Below are 15991 nucleotides of genomic sequence, written 5' to 3' on the forward strand. Positions count from 1 at the left end.
TCGCGCGGACGCCGAGGCACTCCGTCTTGTCGTGCGCAGGTCTGTCTGTGTGCAGTAAAACGAGGGGAGCCGGGCGCGTCTGATACCACCGCGGCCCGTTGTCACCCGCCCCGGTTCGGCCCGACGGCGGCGGCGCACACGATGCAGGTGCGCGCCGTCGGGCGGGCCCGCAGCCGGTCGGGGGCGATCTCCCGTCCGCAGCGCTCGCAGACGCCGTAGGTGCCCGCGGCGATCCGCCCGAGCGCCGCTTCGACGTCGGCCAGGTGCTCCGTGGCCGTGGCGAGCAGGGCGCTCGCCTGCGAGCGCTCGAACGCGATCGTCGACCCCTCGGGGTCGTGCTCGTCGTCGGACGTCGTCAGGCGCGCCGCCTCCACCATCGAGGCGATGCTCCCGGACAGGGAGGAGATCAGCTCGGCCGTGCGCTCGCGGTCGGCGACCAGCAGCCCGTGCAGCTCGGCGGCGGGGACCATCGGGTCAGACCAGCTCGAGCAGGACGCCGTCCGCCGCCTCGCGGCCGCCCGGCCCGTGCTCGCGGATGACCGCGACGATCTCGTCGAACAGCGTCGGTCCCTCGCCGCGGCGGGCGGCGTCGAGCCGCGCGGCGAAGGCCGCACGGTTGGACGGGTCGACGCCGGGCAGGAGGCGCTCCAGCCGCCGTGCGGTCTCGGGGTGTCCCAGCGCCACGCGGGACGTCTCCGAGCCGGCCCAGCGCAGCACCCAGCCGTCCGGCGGGGTACCGAAACCTCCGCGCAGCACGTCGTTGAGCGCGTCGAGGTTGCCGCGCCAGGTGTACCCGCTCAGCAGGCGGGAGAACTCGCGGGCGAAGCCGTCGAGGTCGTCGAACCGTGTCCCGTCGACGACGAGCACGGGGAGGTGACGCGTCATGGTTCGAGGCTATCCGTCCGATCGGGCCGGGCCCGTGCGCCGCGTCCGCCGTCGGGCGGGCCGGGCGCGGCGCACGGGGCCGGGTTCACATCCGGTAGAAGTCGCCGTAGTGGTTGGGCGAGAAGTAGACGACGCCGGTCGTGCGGTCCAGCACGAGCCGGTACGACTGCCGGGAGGCGCCGCAGGCCCGCGGCGTCACGTCGAACTCGAGGTAGGAGTGGCCGGCCGGGAGCTGACCCTCGTTGTTGTAGTGCGTGCCACCCGCGAAGTTGCACTGGCCGTTCGGCCAGCTCACCCAGCCGCGGGTGCTCGGGTAACCCTTGGAGCTCCAGATCGACCTGGAGTCGTAGGCCTCTGCGCAGCCGCTGTGCGTGCAGGAGCTGTAGACGGTCGCGCCCGCCGGTGCGGCGGCGACGACGCCGCCCGCGACGAGGCTGACCATGGTGGACAGGACGACGAGCACTCTGACCAGGCCGGACACGGTTCTGTTCTTGTTCTCGGACATGCTGACCTCCCGCTCGGTTGGGACATAGCGGGTGAATCTTCGCGCCTGCGGCCGACGGCAACCCGACGACACTCCGGACGGCGGGTGAATTCTAGTCGTCGGCTGTGTCCGGCTTGGCCGGAGTTTCCGGCCGTGCCGCAGGCTCCACGGTCGAGCTGAGCGCGTGCGCCCGCTGCAGCACGTCGAGCTGCGCCTCGTTGTAGAGCGCCTGCAGCGCCTGGCCCACGGCGTTCCGCGCCGCCTCGGCCTGGCGGGGTGTCGACGCCTTGGGCTCCATCGTCACCGACCCGTTGGCGCCGACGAACGGCGCCATGTGCTCGGCGAGCGCCTGCCGTGTGGCCTCGTCCGCGTCTGCGGGCAGGTCCCGGAACGCGTCGTCGAGCGCCCCGTGCGGATCGGCGCCGAGGACCTCGCGCAGCGTGTCCATCGACTCCTCGGAGAAGAGCTGGGCGTAGATCGTCAGGAGGGCGCGGTCGTTCTCGCGCAGGGGCCGCGCGACGTCCTGGAACCCGGTGGGGACGTCGGTGGTCGCGCCCGGCCGGGACAGCGTGGCCAGCTCCTGCCGGATGCCCTGGATGCGCTCGACCGTGGCTTCCAGCTCGGCGTCGATCTCCTGGAACACCGAGGGGTGACCGTCACTCGTCGTCCCCATCTCCGCCACCTGCGCCAGGGACAGGCCCAGGCCGGTCAGCCGCTTGATCTGCAGGAGCCGCGTGAGGTGGCGCACCTCGTACCGCTTGTTGTACCCGTTGGGCTCCCGGTCGGGCTCCTCGAGCAGCCCGATCTCGTGGTAGTACCGCACCGCCTTCGTCGTCGTGCCCGACAGCTCGGCGATCTCGCGCGTGCTCCACGTCATGCCGCCCCGCCTCCCTGGTGCGCTCGGTGCGCTGCCCGTCCATGATCCACTCCGAGTCGACCATCTGCCCCAGGGGCAGACTCAAGCGGTGGGCATGTGATCTAGCGCTCGCCCGCGGGCACGTCGCAGGCGTCCGACGGCGGTGCGGTGACGGGCGCTCCCGAGTCGGCAGACCTGGAGCGGGCCGAGCCGATCTCGTCCGACGGGGTGGCCGACGGCTGCGGCGTCGGGCGGGCCGGGGCACACTCGCGCGGGCCCGTGGTCTGCTCGGGTTCCGACGACTGCGCCGGCGTCTGCCCGGGGTGCTCGGGGTGCTCGGGGGCCGGGGACGCGGGGGCCGGGGACGCGGGAGGAGGCGCGCCGGGCAGCGTCCCGCCGTCGTCCGACCACAGCGCGGCTGCGCCGACCCCCGCCCCGCACAGGAGCGCCACGGTCGCGGCCAGCGCCCAGGCGGTCGCCCGACGGCGGGGCTGCGTGGGCCGCTGCCCGGGGCGGAGGATCTCCACCCGCGCCGCGGCGTCGTCGTCCAGGGGGAGGGGGTCCGTGCCCGGCGCGCCGTACCCCGAGGTGGCGGCGTGGACGCGGGCCAGGTCCAGCTCGTCGTCGACCTGGTGCATCGCCCGGCGGGCCCGCAGCAGGGGGTCGTTCTTCGTTCTCGTCAGCGCTCGCATGTCAGTCCTCCTGGCCTTCGGTCACGGTGCGGTAGGCGGCGCGCAGGCGGCGTCGGGCCCGGTAGACGCGGGTGGCCGCGGTCGCGGCCGAGCAGCCGAGCACGCGGGCCAGCTCCGTGGTGCTGAGCTCGGCGGCCGCCAGCAGCTCGACCACCTCGCGGTCGGCGGGGCGCAGGAGCGCCAGGGCGCGGTGCAGCACGTCGAGCTCGTCGACGAGCCGCGCGTCGTCGGGGCCGGGTGGTGCGGGATGCCGGATCGCCCGGTCCGCGAGGGCGGCCCGCCGCCGGTCGGCGCGGACCTGGTTGGCCAGGACGCGCCGGGCGATGGCGAGCAGCCAGGAGCGCGGCTCGTCCGGCACCTCGCCCTTGCGCCAGGCGATGAGGAACACCTCGGCCACGACGTCCTCGGCCTCGGCGGCGCCCAGGCGTGTGCGCGCGTAGCGGTGCACGGCGCGCGCGTGCTCGTCGACCAGTGCTTCGGTCTGCTCCGGTGTCAGCGTGTCCCGGGCGAGGTCACGTGGCTCGGCGTGGGTGGACAGGATGGGCTCCAGTGGGCAGGGGACAGCGGGCGCGGGTCTGCGAAAGGTTCGGTGTCCGGCACGGCCCCGTTCATCACACCCGAACGGTGTGGACCACGCCACATCCCGGGGCGGTGATGTTTCGCCCCCGGGCGCACACTGACCGCTGCGTGACCAACGAACCGAAGACCCACGTCCCATCGACCACCGGCGCCCCCGTGCGTCGTCGTGCCACCTGGAGCGCGGCCGCGCGCGGCGTCGCCGCCGCCGGGGGCGCGCTCGCCGTCGCGCTGCTCGCCACGGCGGGCACGCAGGCCAGCGCCACCGTCCCGGAGGAGCGGTCGGCCGCGCCGTCCGCCGCCGCGGACATCGCGCCGCAGACCGCGAAGGCCGCGCCGCAGGACTCCGGCTCGCGGGCCGACGCCGCCGGCCAGGCCGACGACGCCGCGCCGCGCCCCGCGGAGCCGGTGTCCGAGGCAGCGCCGGCGCCGTCCGACGAGGCGGAGCCGACGCCCGTCCCGGCCACCCCGAGCGAGTCCGGACCCACGGACCAGAGCACGCAGCGGCCCGCCACCCCGGCGACCCCCGCCGAGACCCGACCCGCCGACCAGGGCACGCCGCGGCCCGTGCCGGCGGTCCCCGCCGAGCAGGAGGAGGGCCTGGTCGTCACCGGCTGAGCCCTGACGGCGGCGAGGCGCCCGTCCCGGTGGTCCGGGACGGGCGCCTCGTGCGTCCGCGGCCCGGCCGGGATCTTCTCGATCACACGGGTTCGGCGAGGCGCCTGGCCACCGCGACGACGCTCTCGCGCTGCCGGGCCGCCCCGTCGAGGTCGCCGGTCGCGGTGCCGGTGACCATGCGGGCCACCTGGGGCACGACCGACCAGTAGGCGGCGAGCGCCAGGAGGATGAAGTGGAGGACCTCCGGGGCGAGCGCGGACGTCAGCCGGCCGGCGGCCTGTCCCTCCTCGATGAAGGCGGACCGGCGCTGGTAGGTGGCCCGCCGGAGGGCCTCGTCGGGAACCTCGTCGGGGTACGACAGCGCCTCCCACATGAGGAGGCGGACGAACTGCGGGTGCTCCCGGCTGTAGTCGAAGAGCCGGCCCGCGAACTCGCCGACGGCGTCGGGGTCGGTCGCCTCCAGCGGCACGGCGCCCGCGGTCACGGCGAACTGCTCGCGCAGCACGACGGCGAAGAGCTGGGGCTTGCCCTCGTAGTAGGCGTAGACGCGCTCCTTGTTCACGCCGGCCCGCCGCGCGATCCGCTCGATCGTCGTGCCGTCCGGACCGTGCGCGACGAACTCCACGGTCGCGGCCTCGACGATCTTGCGCTTCGTGCTCTCGACGTCCCTGACCACGGATGGATCCTCACTGTGTTGCCCAACGGAAGCGTTGCCTGACGAGCCCACGCTACTACCCGGGAACAACGCCAACGTTGGCGTTGTTATCGAGGCCGTGAACGTGACCACCTCTGTGCCGCCAGCTCCGATGCCGGCCGCCCCCGCGGCCGGCCGGCGTCCCGGGATGTCCCGGGGCGCGACCTTCCTCTTCGCGCTGGCCGGTGGCGCCGCCGTCGGCAACCTCTACTGGTCGCAGCCCATCCTCGACACCATCGCCACGGGGTTCGGCACGACGGCGAGCGCGGCGGGCCTGCTGGTCACCGTGACGCAGATCGGGTACGCCGTCGGGGTGTTCTTCCTGGTGCCGCTCGGCGACGTCGTCGACCGCAAGGTCATGATCCCCCTGCTCATGCTGCTCGCCGCCGTCATGCTCGGGCTCAGCGCCCTCGCCCCGAGCCTGCCGGTGCTGCTCGTCACCCTCGCGCTCGTCGGCGTGAGCACCGTGTCCGGACAGCTTCTCGCCCCGCTCGCGGGTGACCTCGCGACCGACGAGCAGCGCGGCCGGGTGCTCGGCACGGTCGTGTCGGGCGTGCTGCTCGGCATCCTGGTCGCCCGGGCCGTCAGCGGCGTCGTGACCGACCTCGTCGGCTGGCGCGCGCTGTACGCGATCGTCGCCGCGGTCATGCTCGTCCTGGCGGTGACGGTGCACCGGTTCCTGCCGCGCCTCGAGCCCCGGGCCCGCGTCGGCTACGGCTCGCTCCTCGCCTCCGTGCCGCGCACCTACGTGACGAGCGCGGCCGTCCGGTGGCTCGGCCTCATGGGCGCCGCGGTGATGGCCACGTTCACGCTGTACTGGACCGGGCTGACCCTGCTGCTCTCGGCCGAGCCGTTCGGATTCTCGACCACCCGGATCGGCCTGCTCGGGCTGGTCGGCATCCTCGGCGCGCTCGCGGCGCAGCAGGTCGGGCGCCTGCACGACCGCGGCCTGGGCGTGCCCGCGATCGGCGTCGGCCTCGTCCTGGCGATGGCGTCGTTCGTGGTCGCCGGCGTCGCGCCCGGCTCGATCGTGGCCGTCGTCGTCTCGGTCGCGCTGTACTCCGTCGGCGTGCAGGCGGTGCAGATGCTCCTCCAGGCGCGCGTGCTTGCCGTCGACCCGTCGGCCCGCAGCCGCCTCAACACGGTGTTCGTCGTCGGCAACTTCGTCGGCGGCACCGTGGGCTCCGCACTCGCCGGCCTCCTGTGGGGCGCCGGCGGCTGGCCGGTGATCATGACCGCCGCCGGCCTCCTGCTGCTTCCCGCGCTGCTGATCTGGGCCGTCCAGCGCAGGCGCGCGTTCGCCGCATGACCGTTCCCCTTTCCCGAAGTACCGACAATCACGCAACCCACAAGGAGACAGAGATGACCACCGATACGACAGTCGTCGGCCCGACCGGCCGACCCAGCAGCTCGACGGTCCTGACCGCCGTGAACGGCTTCTTCGACGCGCGGCTCGCCGGGGCCACACCCCAGGAGCTCGCGGAACGCTTCCACGAGGACGTCGACTGGTTCATCCAGGGCGACACCGGCACCGTGCCGTGGATCGGCCGCAAGGCCGGCCGGGCGGGAGTCGCCGAGCACTTCGCCCAGCTCGCCGAGAGCATCCAGCCCGAGGGGTTCGCGGTCGACGTGACCATGGCGGACGGCAACCGTGCCCTCGTCGTGGGCACCTTCAGCTCCCGGGTGGTCGCCACCGGGCGGCTCATCGACAGCGAGTACGTCTTCGACATCTCCGTCGACGACGCCGGTCTGATCACCCGCTACCACATGCTCGAGGACAGCTGGGCCGTCTCGGAAGCGGCCCGCCCGTAACCGTCCCCGACCCCCGCCGGCCTCGCCGGCCTCGTTGAGTGCTGGGTTTTCGCCCGTCCGACGCCGTTCGGGCGGGCGAAAACCCAGCACTCAACGAGGGTCAGGGGGAGGGCCAGGTGTCTATGACGGCGTCGGCTACCTCCTGCAGCTCGGCGCGTGAGGCGCCGCTCGCGGCCTGGACGGCGATGCCGTTCCCCACGGTCATGACGAGGCGGGCGAGCTTCCGCGCGTCGGCGCCGGGCGGCAGGTCGCCCTCGTCGACGGCCCGTCGGAACCGCTCGTGCAGGTGGTGGAAGCCGTCGTCGCGCCAGGTGACCAGGGCGTCGTGCGCCGCCTGCCCGGAGTGGCCGGTGGCGAGCGCGCCCTGCACCGTCAGGCACCCCGGGGGTCCTCCGGGGCGCGTCGACGCCCGGACTGCGCCGGTGAGGAACTCGGTGGCGACCTCCCGGGCGGTCGGCTTCAGCAGCGCGCGCTCCGTGTAGGCGGCGGGGCCCTCGGCGTAGCGGTCCAGAGCCTTGCGGAAGAGCTGCTCCTTGTTGCCGAACGCCGCGTACATGCTCGTGCGGCCGATGCCCATGGCGCCCTCGAGGTCGGACAGGCTGGCGCCCTCGTAGCCGTGCTCCCAGAAGTAGAGCATCGCGCGCTCCAGCGCCTCGTCGGTGTCGAACCCTCGCGGGCGGCCGAGCAGCGACTTCTCGGGTGCGGTCATCCCGTCAGCGTAACTTTTTCAGGATCGGTCGGTACTCAAGTCGCCGTGGCGGGCGCGGGTGGTGCCAGCAGCCGGTCCAGGAGCAGGAGCGCTGCCTCCATGTCGACGTCCCGGTCGAGCAGCCACTGCGTGGACAGCCCGTCCGCGGCCGCGAGGAGCAGGCAGGCCGCGGTGTCCAGCGGGACGTCGTCGCGCACCGTTCCGGCGGCGCGGGCGGCCTGGAGGAACGCCCCCACCTGACGCCGGAGGCGCGCGTACCGCTGCACGAAGTAGGCGTGGCTGCGCTGGTTGCCGGTCTCCAGCGCGTGCGCGGTCATGCTCCCCAGCAGCGCCGTCAGCCCCGGGACCCGGGCGCTGTGCTGGGCCGAGCGCCGCACCAGCTCGGCCAGCGAGCCCTCCTCGATGTCCGCGTCGAAGCGCAGGTCGTGCTCGCGCAGCACCTCCAGGAAGAGCTGCTCGCGCGTGCCGAAGTGGTGCACGAGCACCGGGTGGGTCACCCCGATGGAGTCGGCGATGGCCCGCAGGGACGTGCTCTCGAACCCGAGCTCGTCGTACACGGCGAGCACCTGGTCGATGATCTGCCGCCGCCGCTCGACACCCTTGGCGTAGGGGCCGCGCCGGGCCGGGCGGCCAGGGCTGTTCGTCGCTCCCGCGTCGTCGTTCACCGTCGAATGTCTCCCCTGCGCTGGCCTGCCCGCTCTGCCCGATCCTACGTACGCTTGGCCGGGCGCCCGGAAAATCGTGTGCTCCCCGGGGGTGTTCCCCCTACGGTCGACGGCATGACGACGTCGCGCGATGCGCCGGGCTCACCGGCCGGCACGGACCTGGTGGTCGTCGGCGCGGGCATCGCCGGCGCCTCGATCGCCTACCAAGCCGCCCGGGCCGGAGCGGCGGTGACGCTGCTCGACGCCGGCCCGGCGGGCGGTGGCGTGACGGCGGACTCGTTCGCGTGGATCGGGTCGTCCGGCGTCAGCACCGGCGCGGCCGCCGGGCTGCGGGTGGCCTCGACCGACGAGTACCACCGGCTCGAGGCCGAGCTGCCGGGGCTGCCCGTCACCTGGTCCGGCTCGCTGCGCTGGAGCGCGGACGCCTCGGGTGCGGGGGAGAGCGCGCCGGAGCCCGGGCCCGGGCAGGAGATCCTGGACGCGGCGGCCGTGGCGGTGCGCGAGCAGAATCTCCGGCAGCCGCCACGGTGGGCCCTCTGGGCGCCCGGCGACGGCGCCGTCGACCCGGCGGGCGCGGCCGAGCGGCTGGTGGCGGGCGCGCGCGAGCACGGCGCGCGGGTGCACCTGGGGTCTCCTGTCACCGCCGTCCGGCAGGACGGCGCGGGCCGCGTCGTCGGCGTCGAGACCGCCGCCGGCTTCCACCCGGCCGCGACCGTGGTGCTCGCGGCCGGGACCGCGACGGCCGCCCTGGCCGCGCCGCTCGGGGTGAGCGTCCCGGTCGAGGCCTCGCCCGCGACGCTCCTGCGGTTCCGCGCCCCGGCGGGCCTGGTCCGCGGCGTGGTCAGCACCCCGGACTTCGACCTGCGGCAGGTCTCCTCCGACCGGCTGATCGCCGCCGCCGACTCTCCGGAAGGAGCGCTCGCCGCCGTCCGGTCCACCTTCCGCGGCGCCGACGGCGTCGAGCTGCTGAGCGCGCGGGTCGCCGGGCGCCCGATGCCGGCCGACGGCGACCCGATCATCGGCCCGGTCGCCGAGGCCCCCGGCCTCTACCTCGCGGTGATGCACCCGGCGGTCACGCTCGCCGCGGTCGTCGGCCGGCTGGTCGCGCGCGAGCTGGTCGACGGCGCCGTCGAGCCGGCGCTCGCGGGCTGCCGCCCAGGCCGGTTCGGAGCCTGACCCGCAAGCCCTAGTGGGCGGCGAGCCGCTCCAGCAGCGCCGCGCTCCGGGCCAGCAGCACCTGCTCCTCGTCCGTGAGCTCGGCCTCGATGGCCCCGGCGAGCCAGCCCGCCCGGCGGCCGCGCTCGGCCTCGAGCGCGGCGCGGCCCGCGTCCGACAGCTCCACCAGCGACTTGCGGCCGTCCGTGGGGTGCGCGCGCCGCGTGATCAGGTCCTGCTCCATCAAGAGCCCTACCACCCGGGCCATCGACTGCGGGCGTACGCGCTGGTCGGCGGCGAGGTCGCTGGTGGTCATGGCGCCGTCCCGGTCGAGGGCGCCGAGCACCGCGACCTGGCCGAGCGGGATGCGGTCCTCGTGCTTGACGCGCCGGGTGAGCTTGCCCATCGCGGTGCGCAGCTCTGCGGCGGTGGCGGCGGACTCCGGGGTGGGCACAGGTCATCTTAACTTTCGGTCGCCAGGAAAATTGTGCACCTAAACTGCACACCTAAACTGCACAGTCTTGCTGTATTGTTTGGCGCTGTCGGGCTCAGCGCCAGCGTCGTCGCAGCCGGGGCCCGCGCACGACAACGGGAAGGAATCCCATGTCCGCACGAGCAACCGCCAGCGAGATCAGCGCCATCAAGACCGTCACCGCGCGCCGGATCCTCGACAGCCGGGGCAACCCCACGGTCGAGGTCGACGTCGTCCTGACGGACGGCTCCCTGGGGCGCGCGGCGGTCCCCTCCGGGGCCTCCACGGGCACCCGCGAGGCCGTGGAGCTGCGCGACGGCGACCCCGCGCGCTGGCACGGCAAGGGTGTGGACCGCGCGGTGGCCCACGTCAACGGCGAGATCGCGGCGGCGGTGCGCGGCCGGGACGCGGCGGACCAGGCGGGTCTCGACGCCGCACTGGTCGCCCTCGACGGCACGACGACGAAGTCCCGGCTCGGCGCCAACTCGGTCCTCGGCGTCTCGCTCGCCACCGCGAAGGCCGCCGCCGCGGCCCGCCGTCAGCCCCTGTACCGGTACCTCGGCGGCGACGGGGCCCACCTGCTGCCGCTGCCGATGACGAACATCGTCAACGGCGGCGCCCACGCCGACAACCCGCTGGACTTCCAGGAGTTCATGATCGTGCCGGTGGGCGCGGACACCTTCGCCGAGGCCGTCCGCATGGGCAGCGAGGTCTTCCACACGCTGCGCCGCGACCTGCTCGCGGCCGGGCACTCCACGGGCGTCGGCGACGAGGGCGGCTTCGCCCCCGCGCTGCGCACCGCGGAGGAGGCGCTCGACTTCGTCATGGCCGCCGTCGAGCGGTCCGGCTACCGGCCCGGCGCGGACATCGGGCTGGTCATGGACCCGGCGTCGTCGGAGTTCTTCCGCGACGGCGTCTACGACTACGCGGGCGAGGGCGTGCGGCGCGCGCCCGCCCAGCACGCCGACTACCTGGAAGGGCTGATCGACGCCTACCCGGTGCTCTCGATCGAGGACCCGATGGCCGAGGACGACCTGGACGGCTGGCGCGACCTCACCGCCCGGGTCGGCGACCGCTGCCAGCTCACCGGCGACGACGTGTTCTGCACGAACGAGGCCCTGGTGCGCGAGGGCATCCGCACCGGCGTCGGCAACTCGGTGCTGGTCAAGGTGAACCAGATCGGCACGCTCACCGAGGTGCTCGCGACCGTGGGCGCCGCCCACGAGGCGGGCTGGACGGTCGTCATGTCGCACCGGTCGGGCGAGACGGAGGACACGACCATCGCGGACCTGGCGGTCGCGACCGGCTGCGGCCAGATCAAGACCGGCTCGCTCTCGCGCTCCGACCGCACCGCGAAGTACAACCAGCTCCTCCGGATCGAGGAGGAGCTGGGGGAGAGGGCGCGCTTCGCGGGGCGCTCCGCACTGCTCCGGGCGTGAGCGGGCGCCCGTCCTGACCGGCCGGGCCCCGCGCTCAGGCCGCGGGGTCCGGGAGCTCGATCGCCAGCGCCGGCCGTGCGTCCGCGAACCCGGCGCGCAGCAGCGCGCACAGCTCGGCCCGGGTCGCCGTGCGCTCGGCGTCGGGGGCGGACTGCCAGCGGTCGACGGCCGTGCGGTGCACGGCGATCGTGGCGGCGCACACGACGCGGGCCAGCAGGTCGGCGTTCTCCTGGCCGGCCAGGCGTGCGGTGAGCGCGTCGAGGGTGCTCCGGGTGAAGCGTTCGCAGGTCAGGAGGGCGGCGGCGTCGACCGCCGGGGTGGCGTCGGTCAGGCGCGTGCTGAGCACGGCCAGCCGCTCCCACCCCGGCGGCATGCGCTCGACGGCGGCGACGAGCGCGTCGCACAGGATGTCGAGCAGGGGCCCGCCGCGGGTCAGCGTGGTGTCGAGGTCGGCGATCAGGGCGCGCCAGACGTCGTTGAGCGGCGTCAGGGCGAGGTCTTCCTTGCCCTCGAAGTAGCGGAAGAACGTGCGCCGGGAGACCTCGGCCCGGTCGCACAGCCAGTCCACCGTCACCCGGTCGTAGCCGAGCTCGCCGAACGCCGGCAGCGCGGTCTCCACCAGGAGCTGCCGGGTGCGGGCGATGCGCCGTGCGCGGAGGGTCCCGCGATGCGGTGCGTCGTCGTCCATGGGGCGACCATAGCAAACTGGCACTCACTGGCACTTGGCATACAGTGGCACCATGCTCGCCTGGACCATTGACCACACGTCGGCCTCCCTGCTCGCCCTGCGGGAGGTGCCCGAACCCGTACCCGGCCCGCACGAGGCCGTCGTCGAGGTGCGGGCGTTCGCGCCCAACCACGGCGACCTGGAGGGGCTGGCCGGCCTGCCGGACGGGCACGTGCCCGGCTGGGACGCCGCGGGCGTGGTGGTCGCCGAGGCCGCCGACGGGACCGGCCCGCGCCGGGGCGAGACGGTCGTCTCGCTGGGGGCCGACGGCGCCTGGGCCGAGCGGCGTCTCGTGACCGCGGAGTCGGTCGGGCTCGCCCCGGCCGGCGCCGACCCGCGGGACATGAGCGTCGTGCCGGTCGCGGCCACGAGCGCGCTGCGCGGCCTGCGCCGGCTCGGCTCGGTGCTCGGCCGCCGGGTGCTCGTGCTGGGCGGCACCACCGCGGTCGGGCTGTTCGCCGTGCAGCTCGCGGCGCGCAGCGGCGCCCACGTGGTGGCGACGACGCGGGACCCGGCCCGCCACGAGCTGCTCCTGCGGCTCGGTGCCCGCGAGGTCGTGGCCTCGCCGGCCGAGCTCGACGGCCCGGTGGCCGGGGGTCTCGACCTCGTGGGCGGGCCCGGGCTGGTCGAGGCCTTCGCGCGGCTGCGGCCCGGCGGCACGCTCGTCGCGCTCGGTCACGCCGCCGGCCAGGCCGAGACCTTCCCCTACGGCGCCCTGTTCGGCAACGACGCCCTGCACGACCGGTCGCTGACGACGTTCTTCCTGGGCGCGGAACCGGACCTCGGCCCGGACTTCGCCTGGCTCGCCGGCGAGATCCACGAGGAGCGGCTCGACCCGGTGGTCTCGGCCGTGCGGCCCTGGGACGAGCTGCCGGCGGCCTTCGCGGACGGGAGCACCCGCGAGCCGGGCAAGACCGTGCTGACGCTCGGCTGAGGACGCGGCCCGCCGGACGTCATCGGGCGAGGGTCGTCTCGAGGAAGTCGAGGATCAGGGCGGAGACCTCGTCGAGGGCGGACTCGAGCAGGAAGTGCCCGCCGTCCAGCAGGGCGATCCGCGCGTCGGGCAGGTCCGTGGCGAAGGCCTTCGCGCCGGCGGGGCCGAAGATCTCGTCGTTCTCGCCCCACACGGCCAGCAGCGGGACCTGGGAGTCGCGGAAGTACTGCTGCAGCCGGGGGTACAGCGGCCGGTTCGTGCTGTAGTCCCGGAAGAGCCGGAGCTGGACCAGGTCGTTGCCCGGGCGGGACACCAGCGCGACGTCGTGCTCCCAGGTACCCGGGTCCACCAGCGTGGGGTCGGGCACGCCGTGCAGGTACTGCCACCGGATCGCCTCGCGGCTCAGGGCGAAGCGCACGGCGGACTCCGTCCGCTCGTCCTGCTGGTGCCCCCACGCCCACACGTCCGTCCAGAAGCTCTCGACGAACCCCTCCTCGTAGGCGTTGCCGTTCTGGCTGACGATCGCGGTGATCGCGCCCGGGTTCGCCAGCGCGAGGCGCCAGCCGATCGGCGCGCCGTAGTCCTGGACGTAGATCGCGTACCGCGTGACGCCCAGGTTCGACAGGACCCCGGCGGTGATCCGCGCGAGCGCGTCGAACGTGTAGTCGAACTCGTCGACGCCGGGGGCGTCCGACAGGCCGAAGCCGAGGTGGTCGGGCGCCACGACGTGGTAGTGCTCGGCGAGCCGGGGGATCAGGGCGCGGAACATGTGCGAGCTCGTCGGGTAGCCGTGCAGCAGGACGACCGTGGGCGCGTCCGCCGGCCCCGCCTCGCGGTAGAAGATCCGGTGTCCGTCCACGTCGGTGAACCGGTGATGGATGGCGACCATGATGCTAACCCTCTCAGTAGGTTTGGTCTGGTTATAACAACATCGCCGGTGCTAACCTGTCAACACCGATCAAGGAGGTTAGGGATGGACGTGGTCACCCGGGACGACGAGGACCTGCTGCTGGACCTGCTGAACACGGCGCCCGTCGTCGACGGCGAGCGGGTCGACGAGCTCGCCGACCCCGAGGCCGCCGCGCGCTGGGCCGTGGCCCGCGACGGGGCAGGAACTGCCGACGAGGTCGCGGCGCTCCGGCGCGTCCGCGACGCGGTCGACGACGCCGTCCGCGACGGCTCGGGCCCGCAGGCGCTCGCGGCCGACGTCGAGCGGGTCGTGGTGCGACCCCGGGTGCGTGACGGCGCGGTGCGCTGGGAGCTGGAGGCGCCCGCGGGGGAGCGGCTCGCGGCGCGGGCGCTGCTCGCCTGGGTGGCGATCGGCGAGCGGCACCCGGGCCGGCTGCGGCCGTGCGCGAACCCCGAGTGCCGCCGCTTCCTGCTCGACCGCAGCAACGCCAACACCGCCCGCTGGTGCTCGATGGCGCTGTGCGGCAACCGGTTCAAGGCGCGGCGCCACTACCAGCGGGCGCGCGTCGCCGGGCAGTAGGTCGCTCGGCTATTTCTGTACCGATCGGAATAGAATTCGGCGGGGCGGGGTTCGGACAAGAGCCAGAGACGGCCCCGGGATGCCGGGGCGACCGAGAGGGAGACCCATGCCTGACTTCGACCCGCGCGAGTTCTACCACCGCTACATCGAGGCGCTGAACGCGCACGACTTCGACCGGATGGACGAGTTCGTGCACGACGAGATCGTGATGCACAGCCGGCCGAGCTCGCGGGCAGAGCTGGTGGAGCAGCTGCACAGCATCAGCGGCCCGGTCCCCGACATGCACTGGGAGATCGACGAGATCCTGGTCAGCGGCGACTGGATCGGCGCCCGCGTGATCAACACCGGCACCCCGGTCCAGGAGTGGCTCGGGGTCGCGCCGACCGGCAAGGGGTTCGAGATCGCCGAGTACGGCATCTACACGGTCCGCGACGGACGGTTCTCGACCATGTCGGCGCTGCACGACGAGGAGACGCTGCGCAAGCAGCTCGTCGGCTGAGTCGGCGCGGGACCGGGTCGGACCCGGGCGGGACCGGAGGCCCGGGGCGCGAGATCGGCGCCCCGGGCCTCCTTCGTGTCCGCGAGTCCTGTTCTTGACGCTTCAAGTTCTGTGCGGGTATAAAGTGACGCGTCAGTTGAACTTGACGGGTCAAGTTCAACCCATCACGAACGGGAGCGACCCACCATGACGAACGACCTCATCCGCGTCGGCATCATCGGCGCCGACGCCCGGGCGAGCTGGGCCGGTGCGGCCCACGTGCCTGCGCTGGCCGCGCAGCCCGGGATGGTGCTGGCGGCCGTCGCCACCCGGCGGGAGGAGAGCGCGCGGGAGGCGGCCCGGGTGTTCGGCGTCGACCGCTGGTTCGCCGACCCCTACGCGCTGATCCGCGACCCGGACATCGACCTGGTCACGGTGGCCGTCAAGGTCCCGGCGCACCGCGAGCTCGTGCTCGCCGCCCTCGCCGCGGGCAAGGCCGTCTACTCGGAGTCGCCGCTCGGGGCCACGGTCGAGGAGGCCGAGGAGATGGCGGCCGCCGCCGGCTCCCTGCACACGGCGATCGGGCTGCAGGGCCGGCACAACCCCGCGGTGCGTCGCGCGGCGGAGATCGTCGCCCAGGGCCGGATCGGCCGGCCGCTGTCGGCGCGGGTGACCGCCACGACGTTCGGCAACGGGCCCGAGTCGGTCAGCGCCTACGAGTACTTCGACAAGGCGGCCTCCGGGGCCGGCTTCCTGAACATCGCCGTCGGCCACGTGCTGGACGTGGTCGAGGCCGTGCTGGGCGACATCACGGAGATCGACGCGCGCACCGAGCTGATCTGGCCCGAGGTGGTGCTCGCGGACACCGGCGCGACCACCGCCCGTGAGGTCCCCGACCACGTCGACGCCGTGGTCGCCACCACGTCCGGCGCGCCGGTGAGCGTCCAGGTGCTGGCCGGCGTCCCGGTGCCGGACGCGCACTTCGTCCTGGAGGTCCGCGGGGCGGACGGCTGGCTCCGGCTGACCGGCGACCACCCGGCGGGCGTCCAGGTCGGCGACCTGACCCTGACCTCCAGCGTCGCCTTCGACGCCCCCGACCGCCCGGTCGCCACCGGCACCGGCCCGGCCGCCGCCGAGGTCTGGGCCGGTGCCGCGATCAACGTCGGCGAGGTCTACGCGAGCCTCGCGCGCGACCTCGCCGACAGCACCCGGTACACCCCCGGGTTCGACCGCGCCGTGCACAACAGCCGCCTCGTGGCCCGGCTGGAGCAGGCGGCCCGCACGGGCGTCCGGCAGTAAGCGGCGC

The 15991-nt window shown here is 74.3% G+C and carries 21 protein-coding genes; 9 read left to right on the forward strand and 12 right to left on the reverse strand.

Annotation, left to right across the window (positions count from 1 at the left end; translation table 11 throughout):
* Positions 1–101: 101 nt before the first annotated feature.
* The 6 genes from FHX71_RS05645 to FHX71_RS29055 form a co-directional block, all read right to left on the reverse strand.
* The gene (locus FHX71_RS05645) at positions 102–470 is read right to left on the reverse strand and encodes a TraR/DksA family transcriptional regulator (RefSeq protein ID WP_182614801.1); all 369 of its coding nucleotides are present in this window, start codon (positions 468–470) and stop codon (positions 102–104) included.
* A 4-nt stretch (positions 471–474) separates the two neighbouring features.
* Positions 475–885, reverse strand: coding sequence for a barstar family protein (locus tag FHX71_RS05650; RefSeq protein ID WP_182614802.1), 411 nt, complete (start codon positions 883–885; stop codon positions 475–477).
* Between the two features lie 85 nt (positions 886–970).
* Positions 971–1390, reverse strand: coding sequence for a ribonuclease domain-containing protein (locus FHX71_RS05655; protein ID WP_182614803.1), 420 nt, complete (start codon positions 1388–1390; stop codon positions 971–973).
* A gap of 91 nt (positions 1391–1481) precedes the next feature.
* Positions 1482–2246 carry a helix-turn-helix domain-containing protein gene (locus tag FHX71_RS05660; RefSeq protein ID WP_182614804.1) on the reverse strand — a complete coding sequence of 255 codons (765 nt, stop codon included), beginning with the start codon at positions 2244–2246 and terminating at the stop codon, positions 1482–1484.
* A gap of 101 nt (positions 2247–2347) precedes the next feature.
* The gene (locus tag FHX71_RS05665; protein ID WP_182614805.1) at positions 2348–2917 is read right to left on the reverse strand and encodes a hypothetical protein; all 570 of its coding nucleotides are present in this window, start codon (positions 2915–2917) and stop codon (positions 2348–2350) included.
* 1 nt (position 2918) lies between these two features.
* Positions 2919–3365 carry an RNA polymerase sigma factor gene (locus tag FHX71_RS29055; RefSeq protein ID WP_312876937.1) on the reverse strand — a complete coding sequence of 149 codons (447 nt, stop codon included), beginning with the start codon at positions 3363–3365 and terminating at the stop codon, positions 2919–2921.
* Positions 3366–3604: 239 nt separating this feature from the next.
* On the opposite strand from FHX71_RS29055, the gene FHX71_RS05675 reads away from it, so the two are divergent.
* Positions 3605–4111 carry a hypothetical protein gene (locus FHX71_RS05675; RefSeq protein ID WP_182614807.1) on the forward strand — a complete coding sequence of 169 codons (507 nt, stop codon included), beginning with the start codon at positions 3605–3607 and terminating at the stop codon, positions 4109–4111.
* 82 nt (positions 4112–4193) lie between these two features.
* Here the strand turns inward: FHX71_RS05675 and FHX71_RS05680 are convergent, their stop codons facing one another.
* A complete protein-coding gene (locus FHX71_RS05680) occupies positions 4194–4787 on the reverse strand; it encodes a TetR/AcrR family transcriptional regulator (RefSeq protein WP_182614808.1) in 594 nt (197 codons plus the stop codon).
* Positions 4788–4890: 103 nt separating this feature from the next.
* Between FHX71_RS05680 and FHX71_RS05685 the strand changes: the two genes are divergently transcribed.
* Both FHX71_RS05685 and FHX71_RS05690 read left to right on the forward strand, forming a co-directional pair.
* Entirely contained in the window at positions 4891–6114 is a 1224-nt protein-coding gene (locus tag FHX71_RS05685; RefSeq protein ID WP_220489519.1) for an MFS transporter, read from the forward strand.
* A 53-nt stretch (positions 6115–6167) separates the two neighbouring features.
* Positions 6168–6617, forward strand: a complete 450-nt coding sequence (locus FHX71_RS05690; RefSeq protein WP_182614809.1) for a nuclear transport factor 2 family protein — start codon at positions 6168–6170, stop codon at positions 6615–6617.
* Between the two features lie 100 nt (positions 6618–6717).
* Here the strand turns inward: FHX71_RS05690 and FHX71_RS05695 are convergent, their stop codons facing one another.
* Positions 6718–7326, reverse strand: coding sequence for a TetR/AcrR family transcriptional regulator (locus FHX71_RS05695; protein ID WP_182614810.1), 609 nt, complete (start codon positions 7324–7326; stop codon positions 6718–6720).
* A gap of 35 nt (positions 7327–7361) precedes the next feature.
* Positions 7362–7991, reverse strand: coding sequence for a TetR/AcrR family transcriptional regulator (locus tag FHX71_RS05700; protein ID WP_182614811.1), 630 nt, complete (start codon positions 7989–7991; stop codon positions 7362–7364).
* Positions 7992–8105: 114 nt separating this feature from the next.
* Here FHX71_RS05700 and FHX71_RS05705 point away from each other — a divergent pair, with 114 nt between their 5' ends.
* Complete coding sequence (locus tag FHX71_RS05705; protein WP_182614812.1) at positions 8106–9167, forward strand: NAD(P)/FAD-dependent oxidoreductase; 1062 nt, start codon at positions 8106–8108, stop codon at positions 9165–9167.
* 10 nt (positions 9168–9177) lie between these two features.
* On the opposite strand, the gene FHX71_RS05710 is transcribed toward FHX71_RS05705, so the two are convergent.
* Positions 9178–9600, reverse strand: a complete 423-nt coding sequence (locus tag FHX71_RS05710; RefSeq protein WP_182614813.1) for a MarR family winged helix-turn-helix transcriptional regulator — start codon at positions 9598–9600, stop codon at positions 9178–9180.
* A 176-nt stretch (positions 9601–9776) separates the two neighbouring features.
* Between FHX71_RS05710 and eno the strand changes: the two genes are divergently transcribed.
* Entirely contained in the window at positions 9777–11057 is a 1281-nt protein-coding gene (gene eno / locus FHX71_RS05715; RefSeq protein ID WP_312877084.1) for a phosphopyruvate hydratase, read from the forward strand.
* Positions 11058–11091: 34 nt separating this feature from the next.
* On the opposite strand, the gene FHX71_RS05720 is transcribed toward eno, so the two are convergent.
* Complete coding sequence (locus FHX71_RS05720; RefSeq protein WP_182614815.1) at positions 11092–11745, reverse strand: TetR family transcriptional regulator; 654 nt, start codon at positions 11743–11745, stop codon at positions 11092–11094.
* A 52-nt stretch (positions 11746–11797) separates the two neighbouring features.
* Here FHX71_RS05720 and FHX71_RS05725 point away from each other — a divergent pair, with 52 nt between their 5' ends.
* On the forward strand, positions 11798–12718 hold the full coding sequence (locus FHX71_RS05725; protein WP_182614816.1) for a zinc-binding dehydrogenase: 921 nt from the start codon (positions 11798–11800) through the stop codon (positions 12716–12718).
* 19 nt (positions 12719–12737) lie between these two features.
* On the opposite strand, the gene FHX71_RS05730 is transcribed toward FHX71_RS05725, so the two are convergent.
* Complete coding sequence (locus FHX71_RS05730; protein WP_182614817.1) at positions 12738–13607, reverse strand: alpha/beta fold hydrolase; 870 nt, start codon at positions 13605–13607, stop codon at positions 12738–12740.
* An 84-nt stretch (positions 13608–13691) separates the two neighbouring features.
* Between FHX71_RS05730 and FHX71_RS05735 the strand changes: the two genes are divergently transcribed.
* The 3 genes from FHX71_RS05735 to FHX71_RS05745 all read left to right on the forward strand — a co-directional run bounded on the left by FHX71_RS05735 (position 13692) and on the right by FHX71_RS05745 (position 15984).
* Entirely contained in the window at positions 13692–14207 is a 516-nt protein-coding gene (locus FHX71_RS05735; RefSeq protein WP_182614818.1) for a CGNR zinc finger domain-containing protein, read from the forward strand.
* Between the two features lie 106 nt (positions 14208–14313).
* Complete coding sequence (locus FHX71_RS05740) at positions 14314–14706, forward strand: ester cyclase (RefSeq protein WP_182614819.1); 393 nt, start codon at positions 14314–14316, stop codon at positions 14704–14706.
* A gap of 186 nt (positions 14707–14892) precedes the next feature.
* Positions 14893–15984 carry a Gfo/Idh/MocA family protein gene (locus FHX71_RS05745; protein WP_182614820.1) on the forward strand — a complete coding sequence of 364 codons (1092 nt, stop codon included), beginning with the start codon at positions 14893–14895 and terminating at the stop codon, positions 15982–15984.
* The last annotated feature ends 7 nt before the right edge of the window (positions 15985–15991 follow it).

The sequence above is a fragment of the Promicromonospora sukumoe genome (assembly GCF_014137995.1).
Classification (GTDB): Bacteria; Actinomycetota; Actinomycetes; order Actinomycetales; family Cellulomonadaceae; genus Promicromonospora; species Promicromonospora sukumoe.